This window comes from Streptomyces sp. NPDC097107, assembly GCF_044762405.1.
In the GTDB taxonomy this organism is placed as follows: Bacteria; Actinomycetota; Actinomycetes; order Streptomycetales; family Streptomycetaceae; genus Streptomyces; species Streptomyces thinghirensis.
Genome location: NZ_JBIWEF010000006.1, coordinates 124900 through 145836, shown reverse-complemented (window position 1 = coordinate 145836; position 20937 = coordinate 124900). Strand labels below are relative to the sequence as shown.

The window sequence follows — 20937 nt, the reverse complement described above, 5'->3', positions numbered from 1 at the left end:
CACGGCCCGGCTCCAGGAATCGGTGCCCTGCGACCGGCCCGGCCCCGGCAAGATTCGAACGACGCCCCCTACGTCGGGTTCGGCCCCCGGTGTTCCGCCGCGATGCCGAAGCGGTGCGGCTCGCGGGGCGCGGAGGTGGCGGTGTCCCGGACTCCGGTGACCGAGGTGACCACCTGGTCCTCCGGCGCTTCCCGGAGCGCCTCCAGACGCTCGAGGTCGGCGGCGGAGACGAGGGCGACGAGAGGCTTGCCGTGGCGCGTCACGACGACGCGTTCACCGCCGTACACCACCCGGTTGATCAGGTCGGCGAGCTCAGCCCTGGCTTGCGTCACCGGAATCTCGTAGGCCATGCCCCCAGCTTACGGTTCACCTCACGACGGCCGGCTGCGCCGCCGCTCGGCGGGGACGACGATGGAGACGGGGGCGAGCACAGCCCACCGGCCCCGGGAGGTACCCCATGGCAGGCGAACCGTCCTTCTTCGAACTCGGCGTGGCCGATCCCGAGCGCGGGCGCGTCTTCTACGGCAGCCTGTTCGACTGGACTCTCGAAGCCGGTCCCACGGGGAGCGGGTTCTCCATCGGCACCGGCGGTGTGCCGGGCGGCCTGCACGGCGGTGACGCGGGAGCCTCCCCGTACGTCTTCTTCCGGGTCGACGACCTGGACGCCGCCGTGGCCAGGGTGCGGAAACTGGGCGGCTCGCTCCAGGACCTCGGCGATGAGGGCGGGGAGGACGCGGAGTCGGTCGCCCGGTTCGGCCGGTCCGCGCTGTGCCGGGACGACCAGGGCTCCTCCTTCGGCCTGCACGAGCCGCCGAACGGGGGATGAAACGCGGGCGCCCCGCGGATCCCCCTACGGTTCGCTTCCGCCGCCGGCGAACGCGCGATCCCCGCGACTCCCCACCTCGCGCAACGTACGTCCTGTACATTTTCCACAGGAGGCAGTGCAGCCGATCACGGTTCTGCCACGAGGAGGGGTTCGCCATGACCCGACCGTCCGCCCGTCACGTCCTGCCCGAGTTCACCGAGCGCACGAGTGCCGGGAGCCGGACGACGGACCCGTACTCGAAGCTGCTGGAGGAGCGGATCGTCTTCCTCGGGACACCGGTCGACGACACCTCCGCGAACGACGTGATGGCGCAGTTCATGTATCTCGAACACCAGGCCCCGGACCGGGACATCACGCTCTGCATCAACTCGCCCGGCGGCTCCTTCACCGCGATGACGGCGATCTACGACACCATGCGCTACGTCGCCTGCGACGTGGAGACGACCTGCCTCGGGCAGGCTGGGACGTCCGCCGCGGTCCTGCTGGCGGCGGGCACGCCCGGCAAACGCGCCGTCCTGCCGGGCGCACGGGTGGTCATCCACCAGCCCGCGCTCACCGAGCCGGTGGAGGGGCAGGCGAGCGACCTGGCCATCCAGGCCGACGAGTTGGTCCGCGTCCGTGCCCGCCTGGAGCGGATCCTCGTACGGCACACGGGCCGCAGTCCCGAGCAGGTGAGCGCGGACATCGAGCGGGACACCGTCCTGGACGCGCAGCAGGCCCTGGAGTACGGCCTGGTGGACCGGGTGGTGCCCAGCCGCCGGATCACGTCCCCGGCACCCGGCGCGAGGTGATCCGGCGATGCTGCCACCGGAACTGCCGCCCCTGCCCGCCCTGACCCGCGCCGAGGCCGAGCTGATCGACCGGTACCTGGACGTCGTCGACCTGCTCGGGCGTATCAACCCCGCGCAGGAGGGCGACACCTATCGCGGGCTGCGGGCCGCCCAGGCGCTGGTCGGTAAGGCGGCCGCCCTGCGTGACGCGCTGGCGCTGATGCACCGGCGGCGCGAGACCGAGTTGCACGCCACCACCCTGGCCCGGGCGCTGCGCGTGCTGGACGGTGAACGGCGGACGGCGCGAGTCGGTCTTCCGCCCCGTTCCGGCCGTTGAGGCACCCGAGTCGAAACGGACCAAACGGCTTACCGCCTTTCGGCGTAGGGAAACCTCCGGATTCCGACCGGCCGAGCTTGCGCGACCCGCGTGTCCGGACAGCGTAATGAGCCGCTGCGTCGCTGGTCCCGGGGTGGTCACCACGTCCACCGGCCGGTCGAACACAGAGGTGTCCACCCGAACGGGTGAGTGGTGAGTAACAACACAAAGGGCACGTTCCGTTGGGATTTTCCCATGGGGCGAGACAAGATCCGTGACTGACGGCAAGCCCCCGCCGCAGCGGCGGGGCGGTCCGGGCGGACGCCGAGTCCTGCCGCCGCCCGGACGACCGGTCGACAGGAGTGGATCGGCAGGAGTGGAGGACCCGAGCACGACGGGTCGCCGGAACGGTCGTCTCCGCGAGAGACGCGCCGGGCCGAGCAGCCCTTGGGGTGAAGCCGCACTCGTGCGGCCGGGCAACTTCGCCAGCCCGAATCCGACAGGTCATCCTTCACAGGCGGCTGACGAAGGGTTGCGCATGTCCGCGCTCAATCGTGTCCCGTCGCTGATGGCCCGTGCCGGTACGGCCTCGGCCCTCACCCTCGCCGCCGTGGGCGGTTCCGTAGCGGTTCCCGGCGTCGCCTCCGAGGCGGCCGCGGCGAGCCATGCGACGAAGGCCCTGACGATCGCTGCCTCCAAGAAAGGCGCGCCATACAAATGGGGCGCCGTCGGACCAAGCAGGTTCGACTGCTCGGGGCTGACGCTGTACTCGTTCAAGAAGGCCGGCAAGAAGCTGCCACGCACCGCCGCCCAGCAGTACAACAAGACCCGTCACATCTCCGCCAAGAACCGCAAGACCGGGGACCTGGTGTTCTTCCACTCGGGCCGCAGCATCTACCACGTCGGCATCTACGCCGGGAAGGGCAAAATCTGGCACGCCCCGAAGACCGGGGACGTGGTACGTCTGCAGAAGATCTGGACCGGCAGCGTCTGGTACGGCCGGGTCAAGTAGCCCGCCCGAGGGGGTGACGGCGTCCCCAGCCGCCGTCACCCGCTCGGGTGCGCGGTATGCGCCTGCGGCGCGCCAGGGACCGTCGGCGATTCACCGCCGCGGCTCCTGGTTTCCCACGGCCTGCCCGACGGCCGTGGCCGGTTCGGCGGGCACCGCACCGCCCGGCGGCGCCCAGGGCAGTTCGATGGAGACGGTCTTGCCGCCCTCGCGCGTGGGCCGCACTCTCAACTTGCCGCCGCACTCCGCCGTCAGCCAGCGGATGATCACCATCCCTCGGCCGTTGTCCTGCTGGACGGCGGCGGGCAGGCGCTTGGGAAACCGCGGATGGCTGTCGGTGACGCCGATGCGCAGCCGCTCGTCACGGTCGAGCACGAGGTCCACGGTGAAGGTGGGTGACTGTCCGAACGTGTGCTGGACCGCGTTGGTCGTCAGCTCCGACACGATGAGCCGGACGGTTTCGGACACGTCGGTGTCCGGCGGCAGGCCCCACTCCGCCAGTGTGCCGACCGCATAGGTACGCGCGGCGGCCACCGAGGCGGGATCGCTCGGCAGAGTGACGGATGCTTCCAGATGGTCTGCCATGGCGACGTCGTCCCTTTCCCACGGGACCGCAGCCGGACACGGAGCGGATGGTTCGAGTACGGTCCCGGACTGGTGCTTCGCCGCCAGACTGCCATCACCAGGCCGGTGCAGGGCGGCGATCCACCAAGATATGCATATATCTGTCGCTCAAAGCGGTGAACTCTGCGACGGCAGAGCGTATTTGGGCGGCCCATAAGGAGTAGGGGAGTGGCCCATGCAGCAGCACGGTCCCGTGGTGCGCCGCCGCAAGCTGGGCGCTGAACTGCGCGCCCTGCGCACGTCGGCGGGTATCACCAGCGGCGAGGCGGCCCGGCTGGTGGGCTGGCACCAGTCGAAGGTCAGCCGGATCGAGACCGGGACGAGCGGGGCGAAACCGGCCGACGTGCGGTTACTGCTGGACGCCTACGGCGTGGACGACGACCAGTTGCGGGAGTTGCTGGTGATGCTGGCGGGCTCCGACGACGCGGGCGGCCGGAACCACTGGTGGCACGCCTACCGCGGGGTACTGCCCCCGACCTACCGTGACTTCATCAGTCTGGAGTCCCAGGCCAGCGCGATGCGCACGCTGGAGACCACGGTGGTCCCGGGGCTGCTCCAGACACCGGAGTACGCCCGCGCGGTGACGCGCGCCGCGGCGGACGGGCTGCCGGAGGAGCGGCTGGACACGCTGGTGGAGGTGCGGCTGGCCCGGCAGGACGTACTGCGGGCACAGCCGCCGCTTCTGCTGAGCGCGGTCCTGGACGAGGCGGTGCTGCGCCGGGAGGTGGGCGGCCCCGGTGTCATGTCCCGTCAGCTGGCGCGCCTGGTCGAGGCGGCGCGTCTCCCCCATGTCCGACTCCAGGTACTGCCGTTTGCCGCCGGGGCGCACATCGGTGTCACCGGCCCTTTCGTAATCTTCTCTTTTTCGAGCACTTCTGATCTGGACGTGGTTGTTCTCGACCACTTGACGAGTAGCCTGCATCTCGAACGGAAAGAAGACCTAGAGGCCTATACCGAGGCCTTCAACGCCCTTCTGATCCATGCCCTTTCGCCCGAGGACTCGTTGGACTTCATCGCCGCGACCGCGGCAGGCGCGTAAGGAGGCACCATGTCAGGCTCACCGTCCGCACTCTGTCGGAACATCCCTGCCGGCACCGATCTGCACGACGTGCGGTGGCTGCGCAGCAGCTACAGCACCGGAGCGAACAACTGCGTGGAGACGGCCCGGCCGGCGGCCGGCCCCTGGGCCGGACTGCTCGCCGTACGGGACTCCAAGGTCCCGGCCGGGCCCGCGCTGCTCTTCTCCCCCGGGAGCTGGGCGACGTTCACGGCCGCCGTCCACCGCGGCTGAACCGGTTGGTCACCGGGCGAAGCACGGCCGTGTCACGCCGACTCATGGTCGCGTTTCGCCGATCACCCGTACAGCGCGTTCGATCTGATCCCCGGAGAGGTCCGCACGAGCGGTCAGCCTGAGCCGTGAGACGCCGTCGGGTACGGAAGGAGGGCGGAAGCAGCCCACGGACAGGCCGGCCGCACGGCAGTCGGCCGCCCACTGTACGGCCCCCTCCGGGGAGGGAGCGCGCACCGAGACCACCGCGGCGTCCGGACGTACCGCCGACAGCCCGAGGGCGGTCAGGCGCGCGTGCAGCTCCGCAGCCACCTCGCGTGCCCGCGCCGCCCGCTCGGGCTCTCGGCGCAGCAGGGTGAGCGCCGCCAGCGCCGCGCCCGCCGCCGCGGGGGCGAGGCCGGTGTCGAAGATGAACGTCCGGGCCGCGTTGACCAGGTGGTCGATCACCCGGGCGGGGCCGAGCACGGCGCCGCCCTGACTGCCGAGCGACTTGGACAGCGTCACCGTCACGACGACGTCGTCGGCGCCCGCGAGTCCCGCCGCGTGCGGGGCGCCCCGGCCGCCGTCGCCGAGGACCCCGAGGCCGTGGGCGTCGTCGACGACCAGCCCGGCGCCGTGCTCCCGGCACGCCTCGGCGAGCCCGGCCAGCGGCGCGGCGTCGCCGTCGACCGAGAAGACCGTGTCGGAGACGGTGACGGCGGGCCCGTCGTGCGTCGCCAGTGCCTTGCGTACGGCGTCCGGGTCGGCGTGCGGCACGACCTGGGTCGTCCCGCGCGCGAGCCGGCAGCCGTCGATCAGCGAGGCGTGGTTGCCCGCGTCGGAGACGACGAGGGAGCCGTGCGGCGCCAGCGCGGTGACCGCGGCGAGGTTGGCCGCGTAGCCGGAGGAGAAGACGAGCGCGGCCTCGAATCCGCAGTAGGCGGCCAGTTCGTGTTCCAGCTCGGCGTGGAGTTCGGTCGTGCCGGTCACGAGCCGGGAGCCGGTCGCACCGCCGCCCCAGGTCCGAGCGGCCCGGACCGCCCCCTCGGTGACCTCCGGGTGCCGGGCCAGGCCGAGGTAGTCGTTGCTCGCCAGGTCCAGCAGCGGCGAGTCGGCCGGACGTGGGCGCAGAATCCGTACGAGTCCGGCCCGGCGGCGCGCCTGGGCCTGCTCGTCGATCCAGCCGAACGCCATGGGTCGGTCCTCCGTCGTTTTGTAGGCAGTGGACAGACATTAGCGGCACGGCAGCCCCCGCGAGGTGTGGCAATACCCACACGGCGATCTGTCAGTGTTGTGCAAACTCTCCTTGGCCCCGGGCGGCCCCGTAGGACAGGATCGGCTCTCATGGACCTGCTGAACACGCTGGTGGACAAGGGGCTTCGGCGCGAGTCGCCGACCCGCGAGGAGGCTCTTGCCGTCCTCGCCACTTCCGACGACGACCTGCTCGATGTGGTGGCCGCGGCCGGCAAGGTGCGCCGCCACTGGTTCGGCCGACGAGTGAAACTCAACTACCTCGTCAACCTCAAGTCGGGCCTGTGCCCCGAGGACTGCTCCTACTGCTCGCAGCGGCTCGGCTCCAAGGCCGAGATCCTCAAGTACACCTGGCTCAAGCCCGACCAGGCCTCCCAGGCCGCCGCCGCCGGCGTGGCCGGGGGCGCCAAGCGGGTGTGCCTGGTGGCCAGCGGACGCGGTCCGACCGACCGGGACGTGGACCGGGTCTCGGACACCATCAAGGCGATCAAGGAGCAGAACGAGGCCGTCGAGGTCTGCGCGTGTCTGGGCCTGCTCTCCGACGGCCAGGCGGAGCGGCTGCGCGAGGCGGGCGCCGACGCCTACAACCACAACCTCAACACGTCCGAGGCGACGTACGGGGACATCACGACCACGCACACGTACGCCGACCGGGTGGACACGGTGAACAAGGCGCACGCGGCCGGCCTGTCCGCCTGCTCCGGTCTGATCGCGGGCATGGGCGAGAGTGACGAGGACCTGGTCGACGTGGTCTTCTCGCTGCGTGAGCTGGATCCGGACTCGGTGCCGGTCAACTTCCTGATCCCGATGGAGGGCACGCCGCTGGCCAAGGAGTGGCACCTCACCCCGCAGCGGTGCCTGCGCATCCTGGCGATGACGCGGTTCGTCTGCCCGGACGTCGAGGTGCGCATCGCGGGCGGGCGCGAGGTCCACCTGCGCACGATGCAGCCGCTCGCCCTGAACCTGGCCAACTCCATCTTCCTGGGCGACTACCTCACCAGCGAGGGACAGGCGGGCCATGCCGACCTGGAGATGATCGCGGACGCCGGCTTCGAGGTGGAGGGCGCCGGCGAAGTGACCCTGCCGGAGCACCGGGCGGCCGAGCGGGGCGGGTGCGGGTCGCACGCAGGCGGCTCGTGCGGGTCGCACGCGGACGGCGGTGCCTGCGGACCGCACGCCGAGGGCGGGGGCTGCGGGTCGCACGCCGAGGGCGGGGGCTACGGGTCGCACGCCGACAGTGGTGTGTGCGGGTCCGTCCCGGCCCGGGCCGGCCGCGCGACGGGCGCGCCCGCCGAACCGGCGGCGGCCGGCGAGGCCCGTACGGACCTGGTCGCCGTACGCCGCCGTGGTGCCGGAACGGACCTCGCGCCCAATGCCTGAGCCCGCGCTGACCGTGGACGAGCTGCTGGCGCTCGACCGGCGGCACGTCTGGCATCCGTACGGTCCCATGCCCGGCCGGCAGGACCCGCTCGTCGTGGCGTCGGCGAGCGGGGTGCGGCTGTGCCCGGCCGACGGCTCGGGCGAACTCGTCGACGGCATGTCGTCCTGGTGGTCGGCGATCCACGGCTACAACCACCCGGTGCTGAACGAGGCCGCGCGCGACCAGCTGGACCGGGTGAGCCATGTGATGTTCGGCGGGCTCACCCACGAGCCCGCCGTGCGGCTGGCGAAGCTGCTTGTCGACATGTCACCCGAGGGCCTGGAGCACGTCTTCCTCGCCGACTCCGGGTCGGTGTCGGTCGAGGTCGCGGTCAAGATGTGCCTCCAGTACTGGCGATCGCTGGGCCGCCCCGCGAAACGTCGCCTGCTGACCTGGCGCGGCGGCTATCACGGCGACACCTGGCAGCCCATGTCCGTGTGCGACCCCGAGGGCGGGATGCACGAGCTGTGGGCGGGCGTGCTGCCGAGCCAGGTCTTCGCCGACGCGCCGCCGGCGGAGTACGAGGAGTCGTACGCGGAGCACCTGCGCGCGCTGATCGAGCGGCACGCCGACGAACTGGCCGCGGTGATCGTCGAGCCGGTGGTGCAGGGCGCCGGCGGGATGCGGTTCCACTCCCCCGCGTATCTGCGGGTACTGCGGGAGGCGTGCGACGCGTACGGCGTGCTGCTGGTGTTCGACGAGATCGCGACCGGGTTCGGACGTACGGGCGCGTTGTTCGCGGCGGAGCACGCGGCGGTGACGCCTGACGTGATGTGCGTGGGCAAGGCCCTGACCGGCGGCTACCTGACGATGGCGGCCACGCTGTGCACGTCACGGGTGGCCGACGGCATCTCGCGTGGCGAGGTGCCGGTGCTGGCCCACGGGCCGACGTTCATGGGCAACCCGCTGGCGGCGGCCGTGGCGTGCGCCTCCATCGGGCTGCTGCTCGGGCAGGACTGGCTCGCGGAGGTCAAGCGGATCGAGGCGGGCCTGCGGGACGGCCTGGCGCCCGCCGCCGAGCTGCCGGGCGTGACGGACGTACGCGTCCTCGGGGCGATCGGCGTGGTCCAGCTCGACCACGCCGTCGACATGCGGGCGGCGACGGAGGCGGCCGTGCGCGAGGGCGTGTGGCTGCGGCCGTTTCGCGACCTGATCTACACCATGCCGCCGTACGTCACGGGCGACGCGGACGTGGCACGGATCGCCCGCGCGGTGTGCGCGGCGGCACGGGAGGGATGACATGCCGGTACTGGTGATCACGGGCACGGGCACGGAGATCGGCAAGACGGTCGTGACCGCCGCCGTCGCCGCGGCGGCGCTGGCGGGCGGCCGGTCGGTGGCCGTCCTGAAGGCCGCGCAGACGGGCGTACGACCGGACGAGCCGGGGGACGCCCAGGAGGTGGCGCGCCTCGCGGGCGCCGTGACGGCTGCGGAAGTGGCCCGGTATCCCGAGCCGTTGGCGCCGGGTACGGCCGCGCGCCGGGCCGGCCGGGCGCCGGTGCACCCGCAGGAGGTGGCGGAGGCCGCGGACAAGCTGGCGACCGAGCACGACCTGGTGCTGGTGGAGGGCGCGGGCGGCCTGCTCGTGCGCTTCGACGCGGCCGGCGGGACGCTGGCGGACGTCGCCGGGCTCCTCGGAGCGCCGGTGCTGCTGGTGGTGTCGGCCGGGCTGGGCACGCTGAACACGACGGAACTGACGGCGCGTGAACTGCGCTCCCGTGGGCTGGAGCTGCCGGGCGTCGTGATCGGCAGCTGGCCCGGGGCCCCGGACCTCGCCTCGCGCTGCAACCTCGCGGACCTACCGGACGTGGCCGGAGCCCCCCTGCTCGGCGCCCTGCCCGCCGGAGCGGGCGCCCTCCCGCCGGCCGCCTTCCGATCGAAGGCCCCGCACTGGCTGGCGCCCCGGCTGGAGGGTACGTGGGACGCGGACGCGTTCCGCACCCGGGAGGCACCGTGACCGGGCGCTCCCAGGCCGGCCACCTCCACCTCCACCTCCACCTCCACGTCCGAGGCCCCGCACCGGCGGCGGCCCCGGACTCCCGGTCATGTTCCGGAGCCGACCGGTGCGGGCGGCCTTCACCGCCCGGGGACCCGGCACCGGCGGCGCCACACGCCGGCCGGCGCGGCCGGCTTCACCGGCCGGAAGTCCCGCACCGGCGGCACGCCACCGGGCCCCGGACTCGTTCCGCAGCCGACCGGCACCCCCACCGGCGCAGCCCACCCCACCAGCCGCCTTCCCGTGGACGGCACCGCGCCGGCCGGACCCGGCCGGGGCACCCCCGCCCCGGAGGCGCTCTCGCCCCTGAGGCCCCCGGCCGACGGTACGGCTCGAGGCGGTCGCCGGCCGGGGCGCGGCGGGCAGGGGGCCGGCCATCTCCTGCCTTCCGCCCGGGGGACGTGTCCTCCCGGGTCGGCATCTGCGGCCGTCCGCAGGCCAGGGGCACTGACGCGAAGCACGCCGCGCCGCAGCCGGTCGGCACGCCGCCGGAACGAGTCGTCCGCGCGGTGGGTGCGCGGGGCTCGTACGGGGGACAATCGCGGTAAGGCACCACCTCGTGAGGGAGGTCCCATGGCGCTGCGATCCGCCCGTGCCCGCGGGGTGCCGCGGGACGCCGTGCACCATCCGATGTTCGCCCGCTGCTACGCCCGGTTCAGCGTGAGCGCCGAGACCCGGATGGGGATGGGGAGCGTGCGCGAGCGGCTGCTCGCCGGACTGTCCGGTCGGGTGATCGAGGTCGGCGCGGGCAACGGGCTGAACTTCGGGCACTACCCGGGCACCGTCTCGGAGGTCGTCGCCATCGAACCGGAGCGCGTGCTGCGGCAGTTGGCCGTGGAGGCGGCGCTGCGCGCCCAGGTGCCGGTCGACGTGGCGCCGGGCGCGGCGGAGGCCCTCCCGGTCAAGAGCGAGGCCTTCGACGCCGCCGTGGTCTCGCTCGTGCTGTGCAGTGTCCGCGACGTACCGCGGGCGCTCGGGGAGCTGCGGCGGGTGCTGCGGCCCGGCGGACAGGTGCGGTTCTTCGAGCACGGCCGGGGCGGTGGGCGGGTGATGACCTTCACGCAGCGCGCGCTGGACCGGACGCTGTGGCCTCCGCTGTCCGGCGGCTGCCACCTGTCCCGCGAACCGGTGGCCGCGCTGCGGGACGCGGGGTTCACGCTCGGGCCCTACCGGCGGGTGATGATGCCGGAGAACGGGCCGGCGCTGCCGAGTTCGTACTGCGTGCTCGGCACGGCCTGGCGGCCGCCCGAAACCGCGGCGTAGTCACCCGCTCCAGCGGCGCAGCTCGTCCGCGATGTCGCCGACGGAGGCCTCACCGCCCTTGACCAGCAGGGCGAGGTCCCGCACCCGCTCGGGCGTGGTGGCGACCTCGACCCCGCTGGCGACCAGGTAGGCGTAGGCGACCGCGGAGGCGAACAGGACGTTGGAGCGCTCCAGCGCCGGGACATGGATCAGCAGCTGGAGCAGGGCGGCGGCGCGGGCGTGCGGACCGTCGTAGACGAGGGTGTCGAATATCGCGGCCCGGTGGCGGGCGACGGCCGCGACGAGCGCTCCCCAGTCGGTGACCTGGGGGTCTCCCGGTGTGCGCTGTTCGGCGAGCATCAGCAGCCAGGCGAGGTCGATGGTGAGGTCTCTCATCCGCGGTCACTCACGCGGGACGCCTTCGCCGGTTCAGCGGCGGCCGTCGCCGACCTCGTCGGCGAACACCTTCTCGTACTGGCGCATGAAGTCGGCGGCGGCCTCCACGAAGGTGTGGCCGGCCTCGCCGGTGTCCTGCCGGACCAGTTCCTCGATGTAGCGGTTGACGCTCGTCCCCCGGGCCAGGGCCTTCTCACGGGCCGCCCGGGCGGTGCCCTCGTCCACCCGCACGTTCAGCTGGGCCTTCCGGGTCTTCGCCATACCTCGAAGCTGGCGCCGGAACGCTGGCAGCGGCAAGGGCGTGGCGGCCACCGCGCACGGGTGATTGACTCCCGGTGGCCCGAAGTCTCCTGCCCGCGAGGGGTGTTCATGTCGCCTCCGTTCCGTTTCGGCGTCAACCTCATGGCGTCCGCCCCGGCCGACGAGTGGAGCGCGAAGTGCCGGCGGGCCGAGGAGCTGGGGTACGACGTGATCCTGGTCCCTGACCATCTCGGCATGCCGGCGCCGTTTCCGGCGCTGGTCGCGGCGGCCCGGGCCACCGAGCGTCCCCGGCTGGGCATCCTCGTGCTCAACGCGGGCTTCCGGAACCCGGCCCTGCTGGCCCGGGAGGTGGCGACCACGGACGCCCTGACGGGCGGGCGGCTGGAGCTCGGGCTCGGCACCGGCTACGTACGGGCGGAGCACGACGCGGCGGGGCTGCCGTTCGGCTCGCCGGGCGAGCGGGTGGACCACTGTCTGACGGTGCTGGAGCCCTACATGGAGGCCTTCGCTCCGGTGATGCGGGCGCTGCGCGAGGTCTGACGGACGGCGGGAGCGCGGGCGTGGTGGTCCGCATGCCGGAATGCCGAATGGCGGCCGGGCGCGCGTGATGGGATCGCCGCATGACCGAACCGCGCATACGGGCCGCCGGGCCCGAGGATCTGGACGCCGTGCCGGCCTTCTGGAAGGTGGCCGCCGAGGGGACGAGCATCAGCGACGACCGGGAGGGCGTGGAGCGGATGGTGGCCCGCGACCCCGAGGCGCTGCTCCTGGCCGAGCGGGGCGGTGCCCTGGTGGGCACGGTGATCGCGGGCTTCGACGGCTGGCGCTGTCATCTGTACCGGCTGGCGGTGCACCCGGACCACCGGCGTCAGGGCATCGGCGCGGCGCTGCTCACGGCCGCGGAGGAGCGGTTCGTACGACTGGGCGGGCGCCGCGGGGACGCGATGGTGCTGCGGCGCAATGAGCGGGCCGAGCATGCCTGGCGGGCGGCCGGGTACGCGCCCGAGGAACAGTGGCGACGCTGGGTCAAGCCCCTCATCGGCTGAAAGGTGTGAGCACCGGCGCATGAGCGAGTCCGCATCGGCGATCCTCCGTGCGCCCGTCCTGGCGCCGCCCCTGGGGTCTCCCCCGGCGCACGACATCGCGCGTTCCTCCACGTCCTGGCCGATCATGGATCCGAGGTGACCCGATGACCGAAGTGCTCCTGCTGCTGGTGGCGATCGCGCTCTCGCTGGTGTGCGGCGCCTTCGTCGCGGCCGAGTTCTCGCTGACCACCGTCGAGCGCGGCGAACTGGAGCGGGCGGCGGCGCGCGGCGAGCGGGGTGCGGCGAGCGCCCTGAAGGCCGTACGGAACCTGACCTTCCAGCTCTCCGGGGCGCAGCTCGGCATCACGGTCACCAACCTGGTGGTCGGCATGCTCGCCGAGCCCTCGGTCGCGGCGCTCATCTCGGGCCCGCTGGAGAGTGTGGGGGTGTCGCGCTCGGCGGCCTCCTCGCTGGCGCTGGTGCTGGGCACGGCCCTGTCGACGGTCTTCCTGATGATCGTCGGCGAGCTGGTGCCGAAGAACTGGGCGATCTCCTCACCGCTGGCCGTCGCCAAACGGGTGGGCGGCCCGCAGCGCTGGTTCAGCGCCGCCTTCCGGCCCTTCATCACCCATTTGAACAACACGGCCAACCGCATCGTGCGCGTCTTCGGTGTGGAGCCCGCCGAGGAGCTGGCCTCCGCGCGTGGGCCGCAGGAGCTGGCGGCGCTCGCCCGGCACTCGGCCAAGGAGGGCGCCCTGGAGGCCGACACCGCCGAGTTGTTCGTACGGACCCTGAACCTGGCCGACCTGACGGCACAGAACGTGATGACGCCGCGCGTGCAGGTCGTCGCCCTCGACGCCCGGGCGACGTGCGAGGACGTGGCGAACGCGACGCGGGCGACCGGGCTGTCCCGGTTCCCCGTCTACCGGGACACCCTCGACGCCGTGGTGGGCATCGCGCACGTCAAGGACGTCCTGGCGGTGCCCGCCGAGCGGCGGCCGGGTATGCCGGTCGCCGAGCTGATGCGCGAGCCGCTGCTCGTCCCGGAGTCACTGACCGTCGACCGGCTGCTGGACCGTCTCTCCGGGCGTCGCACGATGGCCGTCGTGATCGACGAGTACGGCGGGACGGCGGGCGTGGCCACGCTGGAGGACATCGTCGAGGAGGTCGTCGGCGAGGTGCGGGACGAGCACGATCCGCACGAGACGCCCGAGCTGGACACGGCCGGCACCGACGAGCAGGGACACGCCCTGTACTGGGCCGACGGCGCGGCCCGCGTGGACCGGCTGTCGCGCCTGGGGCTCAGGGTGCCCGAGGGGCCGTACGAGACGGTCGCCGGGCTGGTCGCGGCCGGTCTTGGGCACATCCCCGCCGTCGGCGACACCCTGGAGGTCGCCGGCTGGCGGCTGGACGTCGTGGACGCCACGGGTCGCCGGGCGGCCCGGGTACTGCTGCACGCGCCGCTCGACGACGACGCGCGCGCCGCCGAGAGCGAAGGGGAGGTCGGCCGGTGACCGCCGTGCAGCTGCTGATCGGTCTGGCGACGCTCGTCGTCAACGCGTTCTTCGTGGGCGCCGAGTTCGCGCTGATCTCCGTGCGCCGCAGCCAGGTGGAGGAGCACGTCGAGGCGGCGGCGGCAGGGACAGCGGGGGCTACGGGAGTGGGGGGCGACCGGCGTGCGAAGAGCGTGCTGTGGGGTCTGGAGCACGTGTCGGCGCTGATGGCGGCGGCACAGCTGGGCATCACGCTGTGCACGCTGGTCCTCGGTGTGGTCGCGGAGCCGGCGATCGCGCACCTGTTGGAGCCGGTGTTCCACGCGGTGGGCATGCCGTCCGGCGCGGGGCACGCGGTCTCCTTCGCGATCGCCCTCGCGCTGGCGACGTATCTGCACATGCTGCTCGGCGAGATGGTGCCGAAGAACATCGCGCTGGCCGAGCCGGTGCGCAGTGCGCTGCTGCTCGGACCGCCGCTGGTGGCGCTGTCCCGGGCGCTGCGCCCGGTGATCTTCACGGTCAACGCCTTCGCGAACGCGCTGCTCAAGCTGCTCAGGGTCGAGACGAAGGACGAGGTCTCGGCGACCTTCACGGACGCGGAGCTGGCCGAGATCGTCAAGGACGCCAGTGAGGCCGGGCTGATCGACGACCGGGCCCAGGAGCGGCTGCACGACGCACTGGAGCTGGGCCGGCGGCCGGTGCGGGACGTGGTGCTGCCGCTGGAACGCGTCGTCCACGCGCGCGTGGGCATCACTCCGGAGCAGTTGGAGCGGCTGTCGGCGGAATCCGGGTTCTCACGTTTCCCGGTGGTCGACGACGGGCGGCGGATCGTCGGCTACCTGCATGTGAAGGACGCTTTGGACGCCTCGCCGCGGGACCTGCCGTTCCGGCTGCGGGACATGCGGTCCATCGCGCGGGTCCGGGAGCGGACCCCGCTGGACGACGTGCTCACCGCGATGCGCCGCAGCCGTACGCATCTGGCGGCGGTGATCGGCTCCGACGGTCGGCTGGCGGGCCTGGTGACCATGGAGGACGTACTGCGGGAGCTGTTCGGGCAGCGGACGTGAACCACCCCATGAGTCTCCCGGGCCCGGCGGAGGGCGACCGACCGGCGGGTATGTGCAGGCGCTACCATTTCTGTCGCCATGCAGACGAATCCCACTCACGCCAGCCTTGTCACTGTCGGTGACTCCTTCACCGAGGGCATGTCGGACCTGCTGCCCGACGGCTCCTACCGGGGCTGGGCCGACCTACTCGCCGCTCGGATGGCCGCCCGGTCCCCCGGTTTCCGGTACGCGAACCTCGCGGTGCGCGGGAAGCTGATCGGGCAGATCGTCGACGAGCAGGTCGATGTGGCGGCGGCCATGGGAGCCGACGTGATCACGCTGGTCGGCGGGCTCAACGACACACTGCGGCCCAAGTGCGACATGGCCAGGGTGCGGGATCTGCTGACGCAGGCCGTGGAGCGCCTCGCGCCGAACTGCAAGCAGCTGGTGCTGATGCGCAGTCCGGGCCGTCAGGGTCCGGTGCTGGAGCGGTTCCGGCCGCGCATGGAGGCGCTGTTCGCGATCATCGACGACCTGTCCGAGGAGCACGGCGCCGTGGTCGTCGACCTGTACGGGGCGGACTCGCTGGCCGACCCGCGCCTGTGGGACGTGGACCGGCTGCACCTGACCGCCGAGGGGCACCGCCGGGTCGCGGAGGCCGTGTGGCAGTCGCTCGGCTACGAACCCGAGGATCCCGAGTGGCACGCGCCGATCCCGGTGACGCCGCCGCCGGGTTGGGTCATGCGCCGGACCGCGGACGTCCGCTTCGCGCGGCAGTACCTGCTGCCCTGGATAAGCCGCAGGCTGACGGGCCGGTCGTCCGGGGACGGCCTGCCGCCCAAGCGTCCGGAGCTGCTGCCGTACGAGGACCCGTCGCCGTGATCCCCGGGCCCGCACGCCCTTCGTAGGTTCCGACGAAGGGGCCCGTGGGGCTGGCCTGCAGGAATCGCCAGTAGAATCCGTTCACGTGACTTCCGCTCCCGCCAAGCCCCGCATCCCGAACGTCCTCGCCGGACGCTACGCCTCCGCCGAGCTCGCCACGCTCTGGTCGCCCGAGCAGAAGGTGAAGCTCGAGCGGCAGCTCTGGCTCGCCGTGCTGCGGGCCCAGAAGGACCTCGGCATCGAGGTGCCCGACGCCGCGATCGCCGACTACGAGCGCGTCCTCGACCAGGTCGACCTGGCCTCGATCGCCGAGCGCGAGAAGGTCACGCGGCACGACGTGAAGGCGCGGATCGAGGAGTTCAACGACCTCGCCGGGCACGAGCACGTGCACAAGGGCATGACCTCCCGCGACCTGACGGAGAACGTCGAGCAGCTCCAGGTCCGGCTCTCGCTCGAGCTGATCCGCGACCGCTCGGTGGCCGTCCTGGCCCGCCTCGGCAAGCTGGCGGGCGAGTACGCCGAGCTGGTCATGGCCGGCCGCTCCCACAACGTCGCCGCCCAGGCCACGACGCTGGGCAAGCGCTTCGCCACCGCCGCCGACGAGCTGCTGGTGGCGTACGGCCGGGTGGAGGAGCTGCTCGGCCGCTACCCGCTGCGCGGCATCAAGGGCCCGGTCGGCACCGCCCAGGACATGCTGGACCTGCTCGGCGGGGACGCGGACAAGCTCGCGGAGCTGGAGCAGCGGATCGCGGGGCACCTGGGCTTCTCGCAGGCGTTCACCTCGGTCGGCCAGGTCTACCCGCGCTCGCTGGACTACGAGGTTGTCACCGCGCTCGTGCAGCTGGCGGCGGCGCCGTCCTCGCTGGCGAAGACGATCCGGCTGATGGCCGGGCACGAGCTGGTCACCGAGGGCTTCAAGCCCGGCCAGGTCGGCTCCTCGGCGATGCCGCACAAGATGAACACCCGCTCCTGCGAGCGCGTCAACGGCCTGATGGTCATCCTGCGCGGCTACGCGTCGATGACCGGCGAGCTGGCGGGCGACCAGTGGAACGAGGGCGACGTCTCCTGCTCGGTGGTGCGCCGCGTGGCCCTCCCCGACGCGTTCTTCGCCCTCGACGGGCTGCTGGAGACGTTCCTGACCGTGCTCGACGAGTTCGGTGCCTTCCCGGCCGTCGTGGCCCGGGAGCTGGACCGCTACCTGCCGTTCCTCGCCACCACCAAGGTCCTCATGGGCGCGGTGCGGGCCGGTGTCGGCCGCGAGGTCGCGCACGAGGCGATCAAGGAGAACGCCGTGGCCTCCGCGCTGGCGATGCGCGAGCAGGGCGCCGAGCGCAACGAGCTGCTCGACAAGCTGGCCGCCGACGAGCGCATCCCGCTGGACCGGGCCGGGCTGGACGCGCTGATGGCCGACAAGCTGTCCTTCACGGGCGCCGCGGCCGACCAGGTCGGCGTGCTCGTCGGCCGGATCGAGGAGATCGTCAAGCAGCACCCGGCGGCCGCGGGCTACACCCCGGGAGCCATCCTCTGAGTCGCTTCACCAGGGCCGAGCTGGAGGCCGCCCGCGACCGTCTCGTACCGGACGTGGTCGCGGACGGTCTCCGCGTGCTGTTCTGCGGGATCAACCCGGGTCTGATGACGGCGGTGACGGGCCACCACTTCGCCCGCCCCGGCAACCGCTTCTGGCCGGTGCTGCATCTGTCCGGCTTCACGCCTCGGCTGCTGAAGCCGTCGGAGCAGGGCGAGCTGCCGTCGTACGGGCTCGGGATCACGAACGTCGTCGCGCGCGCCAGCGCGCGGGCGGACGAGCTGACCGCCGAGGAGTACCGGGAGGGCGGCCGGCTACTGGCGCTGAAGGTGGCGCGGCTGCGGCCCCGTTGGCTGGCCGTGGTCGGTGTCACCGCGTACCGCGCGGCGTTCGACGACCGGAAGGCGCAGGTGGGTCCGCAGGAGCGGACGATCGGGAACACGCGGGTGTGGGTGCTGCCCAACCCCAGCGGGCTCAACGCGCACTGGACGGCGCAGACGATGGCGGAGGAGTTCGCGCGGCTGCGGGTCGCGGCGGAGACGGAGACAGAGGCGTAGGTGTGGGCATGGGGAGCCGTCACGGTGGCGCCTGCTCGGTGACGACGGCCAGCAGCCGCACCTCGTCCGCCTCGTCCCGGTCGGCGACGGCCACCGCGACCCAGCGGCCGGTGCCCTCCGCCTCCCACAGGTACGCCACGCCCGCTTGGGCGCTGAGACCGGCCCACGGCTCGGGTATCTCCTCCTCGTTCGTCCGCAGCAGGACCGTCTGGAGGTTCCAGGGGTCCGTCTCCCCCCAGCGCGGGGCGAGGCGCTCGTAGAGAGCGTCACGGTACTTCTCGTACTGCCCCACCGTCACCGCCCGCTCGCCCTGGTCGCCACCGCGCAGGCCGTGGCTGCTCTCCAGCACCGCCGCGAAGTGGCCCGGCCCGCAGGCGCACCCGGTCGACGGGCCGTGCTCCGCCGGGAAGGGCCGGAAGCACAGCTCGTCGATGAGGGCGATGTGCCGCGCGATGTTCATGCAGTCCAGTAAACCGGCCGCCACTGACAATTGGCGGGGCGTCAGCTGTGAAGGGTGTCAAGATCTCCGTCGTGACGACCTTCGAGAACGACGAGTACGTGTACGAGGCGCTGCGCGCGGGAGCCGACGGGTTCCTGCTGAAGCGGGCCCGGCCGGCCGAGATCGTGCACGCGGTGCGGCTGATCGCCGAGGGCGAGTCCCTGCTGTTCCCGGCCTCGGTGCGGCAGCTCGCCGCCGAGTACGGCGACGGCGGCGGGAATCGCGCGGCTCGCGCCGTGTTGGAGCGGGCGCAGCTGACCGAGCGGGAGGGCGAGGTGCTGCGGCTGATGGCGCGCGGGTTGTCGAACGCGGAGATCGCCGCCCGGCTGGTCGTCGGCACGGAGACGGTGAAGTCGCACGTGAGCTCGGTGCTGGCGAAGGTGGGGGCGCGGGACCGCACGCAGGCGGTGATCACGGCTTACGAGTCGGGGTTCGTGGCGCCCGGCTGAGGCACCCGGCAAGCAGCCGCACGGGCCGACCGGCACTCGCCGGGGCGGAGCGGGCCGAGTACGATCCGGCCAACACGCGCACGAGCTGGGAGGACGGACGTTGAGCGGGCTGACCGGCGGGGATCCGTCGCTGCTGCGGAGGATCAACTCCGCTGTGGTGCTGCACGCGTTGCGTGCCACGGACTGCGCGACGCTGACCGAGATCACCCGGGTGACGGGGCTGTCCCGGCCGACCGTCGAGGGCGTCGTCGAGGGGCTCATCGAGGCCGGTCTCGTCGTCGAGGCGGCCGCCGACGAGGGCATCGCCCGACGGCAGGGGCGGCCCGCACGGCGGTTCAGGTTCCGGGCGGAGGCCGGGCATCTGCTGGGTCTCGAGATCGGGCCGCACCGCGTCGCCGCGCTCCTGTCCGACCTGGACGGCCGGGTCATCGGCGCCCAGGCCAAGGACGTCGACGAGACCGCCCCGGCGGACGAGCGGCTGGAGCGGCTGCGCACCGCGGTGGCCGAACTGCTGCGCCGGGCCGGTGTCGCGCGCGGCTCGCTGCGGGCCGTGGGCGCGGCGACGCCCGGGATCGTCGAGGCGGACGGCACGGTGCGGCTGAGCACCGCGCTGCCCGAGTGGACGGGGCTGCGCCTGGGCGAGCGGCTGAGCCGTTCCTTCAAGTGCCCGGTGCTGGTCGAGAACGACGCGAACGCGGCGGCGGTCGCCGAGCACTGGAAGGGCGCCGCCACCGAGTCCGACGACATCGTGTTCGTGCTGGCCGGGCTGAGCCCGGGCGCCGGGGCGCTGATCGGCGGGCGGCTGCACCGGGGTTACGGCGGGGCGGCCGGCGAGATCGGCGCGCTGCATCTGCTGGGCCGGGACGTGACGCCGGAGACGCTGCTGTCCACCACGGGCCGGCCGCTGCACCCGCTGGACGAGCAGGCGGTCGCCAGGGTGTTCGCCGAGGCACGTGAAGGCGACCAGCGGGCACGCGCGGCCGTCGAGCGCTTCATCCAGCGGCTGGTGCACGACGTGGCGGCACTGGTGCTGGCCCTGGACCCGGAACTCGTCGTCGTCGGCGGCTGGGCGGCCGGGCTGGACGGCGTACTGGAGCCGCTGCGCCGGGAGCTGGCCCGCTACTGCCTGCGCCCGCCGAAGGTGACCCTGTCGCTCCTCGGCGAGGCCGCCGTGGCGACGGGCTCGCTGCGGCTGGCCCTCGACCATGTGGAGGAGCAGTTGTTCGCAGTGGAGGGGGCGACGGCCCGGCGCTGAGCCGCGCCGGTCCCCAGCGGAGGCGGGGTCCGGTCTTCAGGAGGTGTCCGGGGCCGTCCGGGGCTCAGGAGGCGCGGGTCTCGGGGCCGTGGTGGATCTCCACGTCGCCGGAGTCCCCGAACGTCAGCCGACAGGTGTCCGCGCGGTAGGTGGCAACGGAGAGCGCGGCGGTGCGGCCCTCGGCGAGGTAGCGGGTGGTGACCACGAGGACGGGCGCTCCCGGGAGCCGGTCGAGTTCCTTCGCGTCCTCCGCTCCGGCCGACCCCAGCTCCACGGCGCTCTCCTGCCGCTCCAGTTCTCCGCGCTGCAGTTCGCGGAGCACGACCCGCGCGCGTGCGACGCCGGAGGGCGCGTCGATGGCGGTGAGGTCGGGCACCGAGGACGGTGGGACGTAGAGCAGCTCCGCCGCTACGGGCTGGCCGTGCGACACGCGGGAGCGGCGGACGATGTGCACGGGCTCGTCCCGGCCGGTGCCCAGGGCCTCGGCGACGGCCGCGGGTGGAGCGGCCGGCACGCAGTCGGCCGGTTCCCAGGTGTCATCGGCCGTTCCCGGCCAGGCGTGCCGCTCGGTGCCTACGGCCACGCCCACGCGCGGCGGGGCGACGGTCGTGCCGACGCCGCGGCGGCGCTGGAGCCTGCCTTCCAGTTCGAGCTGCTCCAGGGCCTGCCGCAGCGTGGCGCGGGCGACGCCGAAGCGGGCGGCGAGGTCGCGCTCGTTGGGCAGGACCTCGCCCACCGAGAACTCCGAGTCCAGGGCCTCGCTGAGCACGGTCCTGAGATGCCAGTACTTCGGTTCCGGTACCGATTCCAACTGCGTGGTCCCCACCC

25 protein-coding genes, 1 pseudogene and 1 riboswitch are annotated in these 20937 nt (G+C 72.9%); of the genes and pseudogenes, 19 read left to right on the top strand and 7 right to left on the bottom strand.

What is annotated here, in order from left to right; translation table 11 throughout:
* Positions 1–68: 68 nt before the first annotated feature.
* A complete protein-coding gene (locus ACIQ1J_RS16115) occupies positions 69–350 on the bottom strand; it encodes a type II toxin-antitoxin system Phd/YefM family antitoxin (protein ID WP_403557321.1) in 282 nt (93 codons plus the stop codon).
* A 107-nt stretch (positions 351–457) separates the two neighbouring features.
* Between ACIQ1J_RS16115 and ACIQ1J_RS16110 the strand changes: the two genes are divergently transcribed.
* The 4 genes from ACIQ1J_RS16110 (at position 458) to ACIQ1J_RS16095 (ending at position 2924) form a co-directional block, all read left to right on the top strand.
* The gene (locus ACIQ1J_RS16110) at positions 458–826 is read left to right on the top strand and encodes a VOC family protein (RefSeq protein WP_403557320.1); all 369 of its coding nucleotides are present in this window, start codon (positions 458–460) and stop codon (positions 824–826) included.
* A gap of 155 nt (positions 827–981) precedes the next feature.
* On the top strand, positions 982–1617 hold the full coding sequence (locus ACIQ1J_RS16105) for an ATP-dependent Clp protease proteolytic subunit (protein WP_403557319.1): 636 nt from the start codon (positions 982–984) through the stop codon (positions 1615–1617).
* Between the two features lie 7 nt (positions 1618–1624).
* Positions 1625–1933 carry a hypothetical protein gene (locus ACIQ1J_RS16100; RefSeq protein ID WP_210959662.1) on the top strand — a complete coding sequence of 103 codons (309 nt, stop codon included), beginning with the start codon at positions 1625–1627 and terminating at the stop codon, positions 1931–1933.
* A gap of 369 nt (positions 1934–2302) precedes the next feature.
* A riboswitch (cyclic di-AMP (ydaO/yuaA leader) is annotated at positions 2303–2447 on the top strand.
* 3 nt (positions 2448–2450) lie between these two features.
* Entirely contained in the window at positions 2451–2924 is a 474-nt protein-coding gene (locus ACIQ1J_RS16095; protein ID WP_403557318.1) for a C40 family peptidase, read from the top strand.
* A gap of 90 nt (positions 2925–3014) precedes the next feature.
* On the opposite strand, the gene ACIQ1J_RS16090 is transcribed toward ACIQ1J_RS16095, so the two are convergent.
* Positions 3015–3506 (bottom strand): ATP-binding protein, encoded by a 492-nt coding sequence (locus ACIQ1J_RS16090; RefSeq protein WP_403557317.1) that lies wholly within the window; start codon positions 3504–3506, stop codon positions 3015–3017.
* A 214-nt stretch (positions 3507–3720) separates the two neighbouring features.
* On the opposite strand from ACIQ1J_RS16090, the gene ACIQ1J_RS16085 reads away from it, so the two are divergent.
* Both ACIQ1J_RS16085 and ACIQ1J_RS16080 read left to right on the top strand, forming a co-directional pair.
* Positions 3721–4584, top strand: a complete 864-nt coding sequence (locus ACIQ1J_RS16085; RefSeq protein ID WP_403557316.1) for a helix-turn-helix domain-containing protein — start codon at positions 3721–3723, stop codon at positions 4582–4584.
* 9 nt (positions 4585–4593) lie between these two features.
* Positions 4594–4836 carry a DUF397 domain-containing protein gene (locus ACIQ1J_RS16080; protein ID WP_403557315.1) on the top strand — a complete coding sequence of 81 codons (243 nt, stop codon included), beginning with the start codon at positions 4594–4596 and terminating at the stop codon, positions 4834–4836.
* A 42-nt stretch (positions 4837–4878) separates the two neighbouring features.
* Here ACIQ1J_RS16080 and ACIQ1J_RS16075 read toward each other — a convergent pair whose 3' ends face one another.
* The gene (locus tag ACIQ1J_RS16075) at positions 4879–6006 is read right to left on the bottom strand and encodes an 8-amino-7-oxononanoate synthase (RefSeq protein ID WP_403557314.1); all 1128 of its coding nucleotides are present in this window, start codon (positions 6004–6006) and stop codon (positions 4879–4881) included.
* 150 nt (positions 6007–6156) lie between these two features.
* On the opposite strand from ACIQ1J_RS16075, the gene bioB reads away from it, so the two are divergent.
* The 4 genes from bioB to ACIQ1J_RS16055 all read left to right on the top strand — a co-directional run bounded on the left by bioB (position 6157) and on the right by ACIQ1J_RS16055 (position 10742).
* The gene (gene bioB, locus ACIQ1J_RS16070; protein ID WP_403557313.1) at positions 6157–7443 is read left to right on the top strand and encodes a biotin synthase BioB; all 1287 of its coding nucleotides are present in this window, start codon (positions 6157–6159) and stop codon (positions 7441–7443) included.
* Complete coding sequence (locus tag ACIQ1J_RS16065; RefSeq protein WP_210959676.1) at positions 7436–8722, top strand: adenosylmethionine--8-amino-7-oxononanoate transaminase; 1287 nt, start codon at positions 7436–7438, stop codon at positions 8720–8722. Before bioB ends, ACIQ1J_RS16065 begins: the two co-directional genes overlap by 8 nt.
* Before the next feature lies 1 nt (position 8723).
* Positions 8724–9440 carry a dethiobiotin synthase gene (bioD, locus tag ACIQ1J_RS16060; RefSeq protein WP_210959679.1) on the top strand — a complete coding sequence of 239 codons (717 nt, stop codon included), beginning with the start codon at positions 8724–8726 and terminating at the stop codon, positions 9438–9440.
* 612 nt (positions 9441–10052) lie between these two features.
* Complete coding sequence (locus tag ACIQ1J_RS16055) at positions 10053–10742, top strand: class I SAM-dependent methyltransferase (RefSeq protein ID WP_403557312.1); 690 nt, start codon at positions 10053–10055, stop codon at positions 10740–10742.
* Here the strand turns inward: ACIQ1J_RS16055 and ACIQ1J_RS16050 are convergent, their stop codons facing one another.
* Both ACIQ1J_RS16050 and ACIQ1J_RS16045 read right to left on the bottom strand, forming a co-directional pair.
* Positions 10743–11117, bottom strand: coding sequence for a fic family toxin-antitoxin system, toxin component (locus tag ACIQ1J_RS16050; protein ID WP_403557311.1), 375 nt, complete (start codon positions 11115–11117; stop codon positions 10743–10745).
* A gap of 33 nt (positions 11118–11150) precedes the next feature.
* Positions 11151–11378, bottom strand: a complete 228-nt coding sequence (locus ACIQ1J_RS16045) for a toxin-antitoxin system HicB family antitoxin (RefSeq protein WP_403557310.1) — start codon at positions 11376–11378, stop codon at positions 11151–11153.
* A 108-nt stretch (positions 11379–11486) separates the two neighbouring features.
* Here ACIQ1J_RS16045 and ACIQ1J_RS16040 point away from each other — a divergent pair.
* The 7 genes and pseudogenes from ACIQ1J_RS16040 to mug all read left to right on the top strand — a co-directional run.
* Positions 11487–11859 (top strand): annotated as a pseudogene (locus tag ACIQ1J_RS16040) (LLM class flavin-dependent oxidoreductase); the annotation flags it as partial.
* Positions 11860–11998: 139 nt separating this feature from the next.
* Positions 11999–12424, top strand: coding sequence for a GNAT family N-acetyltransferase (locus tag ACIQ1J_RS16035; protein ID WP_403557309.1), 426 nt, complete (start codon positions 11999–12001; stop codon positions 12422–12424).
* 143 nt (positions 12425–12567) lie between these two features.
* Positions 12568–13917 (top strand): hemolysin family protein, encoded by a 1350-nt coding sequence (locus tag ACIQ1J_RS16030; protein WP_403557308.1) that lies wholly within the window; start codon positions 12568–12570, stop codon positions 13915–13917.
* Positions 13914–14963 (top strand): hemolysin family protein, encoded by a 1050-nt coding sequence (locus tag ACIQ1J_RS16025; protein WP_210959688.1) that lies wholly within the window; start codon positions 13914–13916, stop codon positions 14961–14963. Before ACIQ1J_RS16030 ends, ACIQ1J_RS16025 begins: the two co-directional genes overlap by 4 nt.
* 78 nt (positions 14964–15041) lie before the next feature.
* On the top strand, positions 15042–15824 hold the full coding sequence (locus ACIQ1J_RS16020) for an SGNH/GDSL hydrolase family protein (RefSeq protein ID WP_403557307.1): 783 nt from the start codon (positions 15042–15044) through the stop codon (positions 15822–15824).
* 85 nt (positions 15825–15909) lie between these two features.
* On the top strand, positions 15910–17352 hold the full coding sequence (gene purB / locus ACIQ1J_RS16015) for an adenylosuccinate lyase (RefSeq protein ID WP_403557306.1): 1443 nt from the start codon (positions 15910–15912) through the stop codon (positions 17350–17352).
* Positions 17349–17906 (top strand): G/U mismatch-specific DNA glycosylase, encoded by a 558-nt coding sequence (gene mug, locus ACIQ1J_RS16010; RefSeq protein ID WP_403557604.1) that lies wholly within the window; start codon positions 17349–17351, stop codon positions 17904–17906. The genes purB and mug overlap by 4 nt, the downstream gene beginning before the upstream one ends.
* 19 nt (positions 17907–17925) lie before the next feature.
* Here the strand turns inward: mug and ACIQ1J_RS16005 are convergent, their stop codons facing one another.
* Positions 17926–18366 carry a hypothetical protein gene (locus tag ACIQ1J_RS16005; RefSeq protein WP_403557305.1) on the bottom strand — a complete coding sequence of 147 codons (441 nt, stop codon included), beginning with the start codon at positions 18364–18366 and terminating at the stop codon, positions 17926–17928.
* Positions 18367–18389: 23 nt separating this feature from the next.
* On the opposite strand from ACIQ1J_RS16005, the gene ACIQ1J_RS16000 reads away from it, so the two are divergent.
* The gene (locus ACIQ1J_RS16000; RefSeq protein ID WP_403557602.1) at positions 18390–18854 is read left to right on the top strand and encodes a LuxR C-terminal-related transcriptional regulator; all 465 of its coding nucleotides are present in this window, start codon (positions 18390–18392) and stop codon (positions 18852–18854) included.
* Positions 18855–18954: 100 nt separating this feature from the next.
* On the top strand, positions 18955–20109 hold the full coding sequence (locus ACIQ1J_RS15995; RefSeq protein ID WP_210959700.1) for an ROK family transcriptional regulator: 1155 nt from the start codon (positions 18955–18957) through the stop codon (positions 20107–20109).
* A 64-nt stretch (positions 20110–20173) separates the two neighbouring features.
* Here ACIQ1J_RS15995 and ACIQ1J_RS15990 read toward each other — a convergent pair whose 3' ends face one another.
* Positions 20174–20935, bottom strand: coding sequence for a GntR family transcriptional regulator (locus ACIQ1J_RS15990; RefSeq protein WP_403557304.1), 762 nt, complete (start codon positions 20933–20935; stop codon positions 20174–20176).
* Positions 20936–20937: the final 2 nt, after the last annotated feature.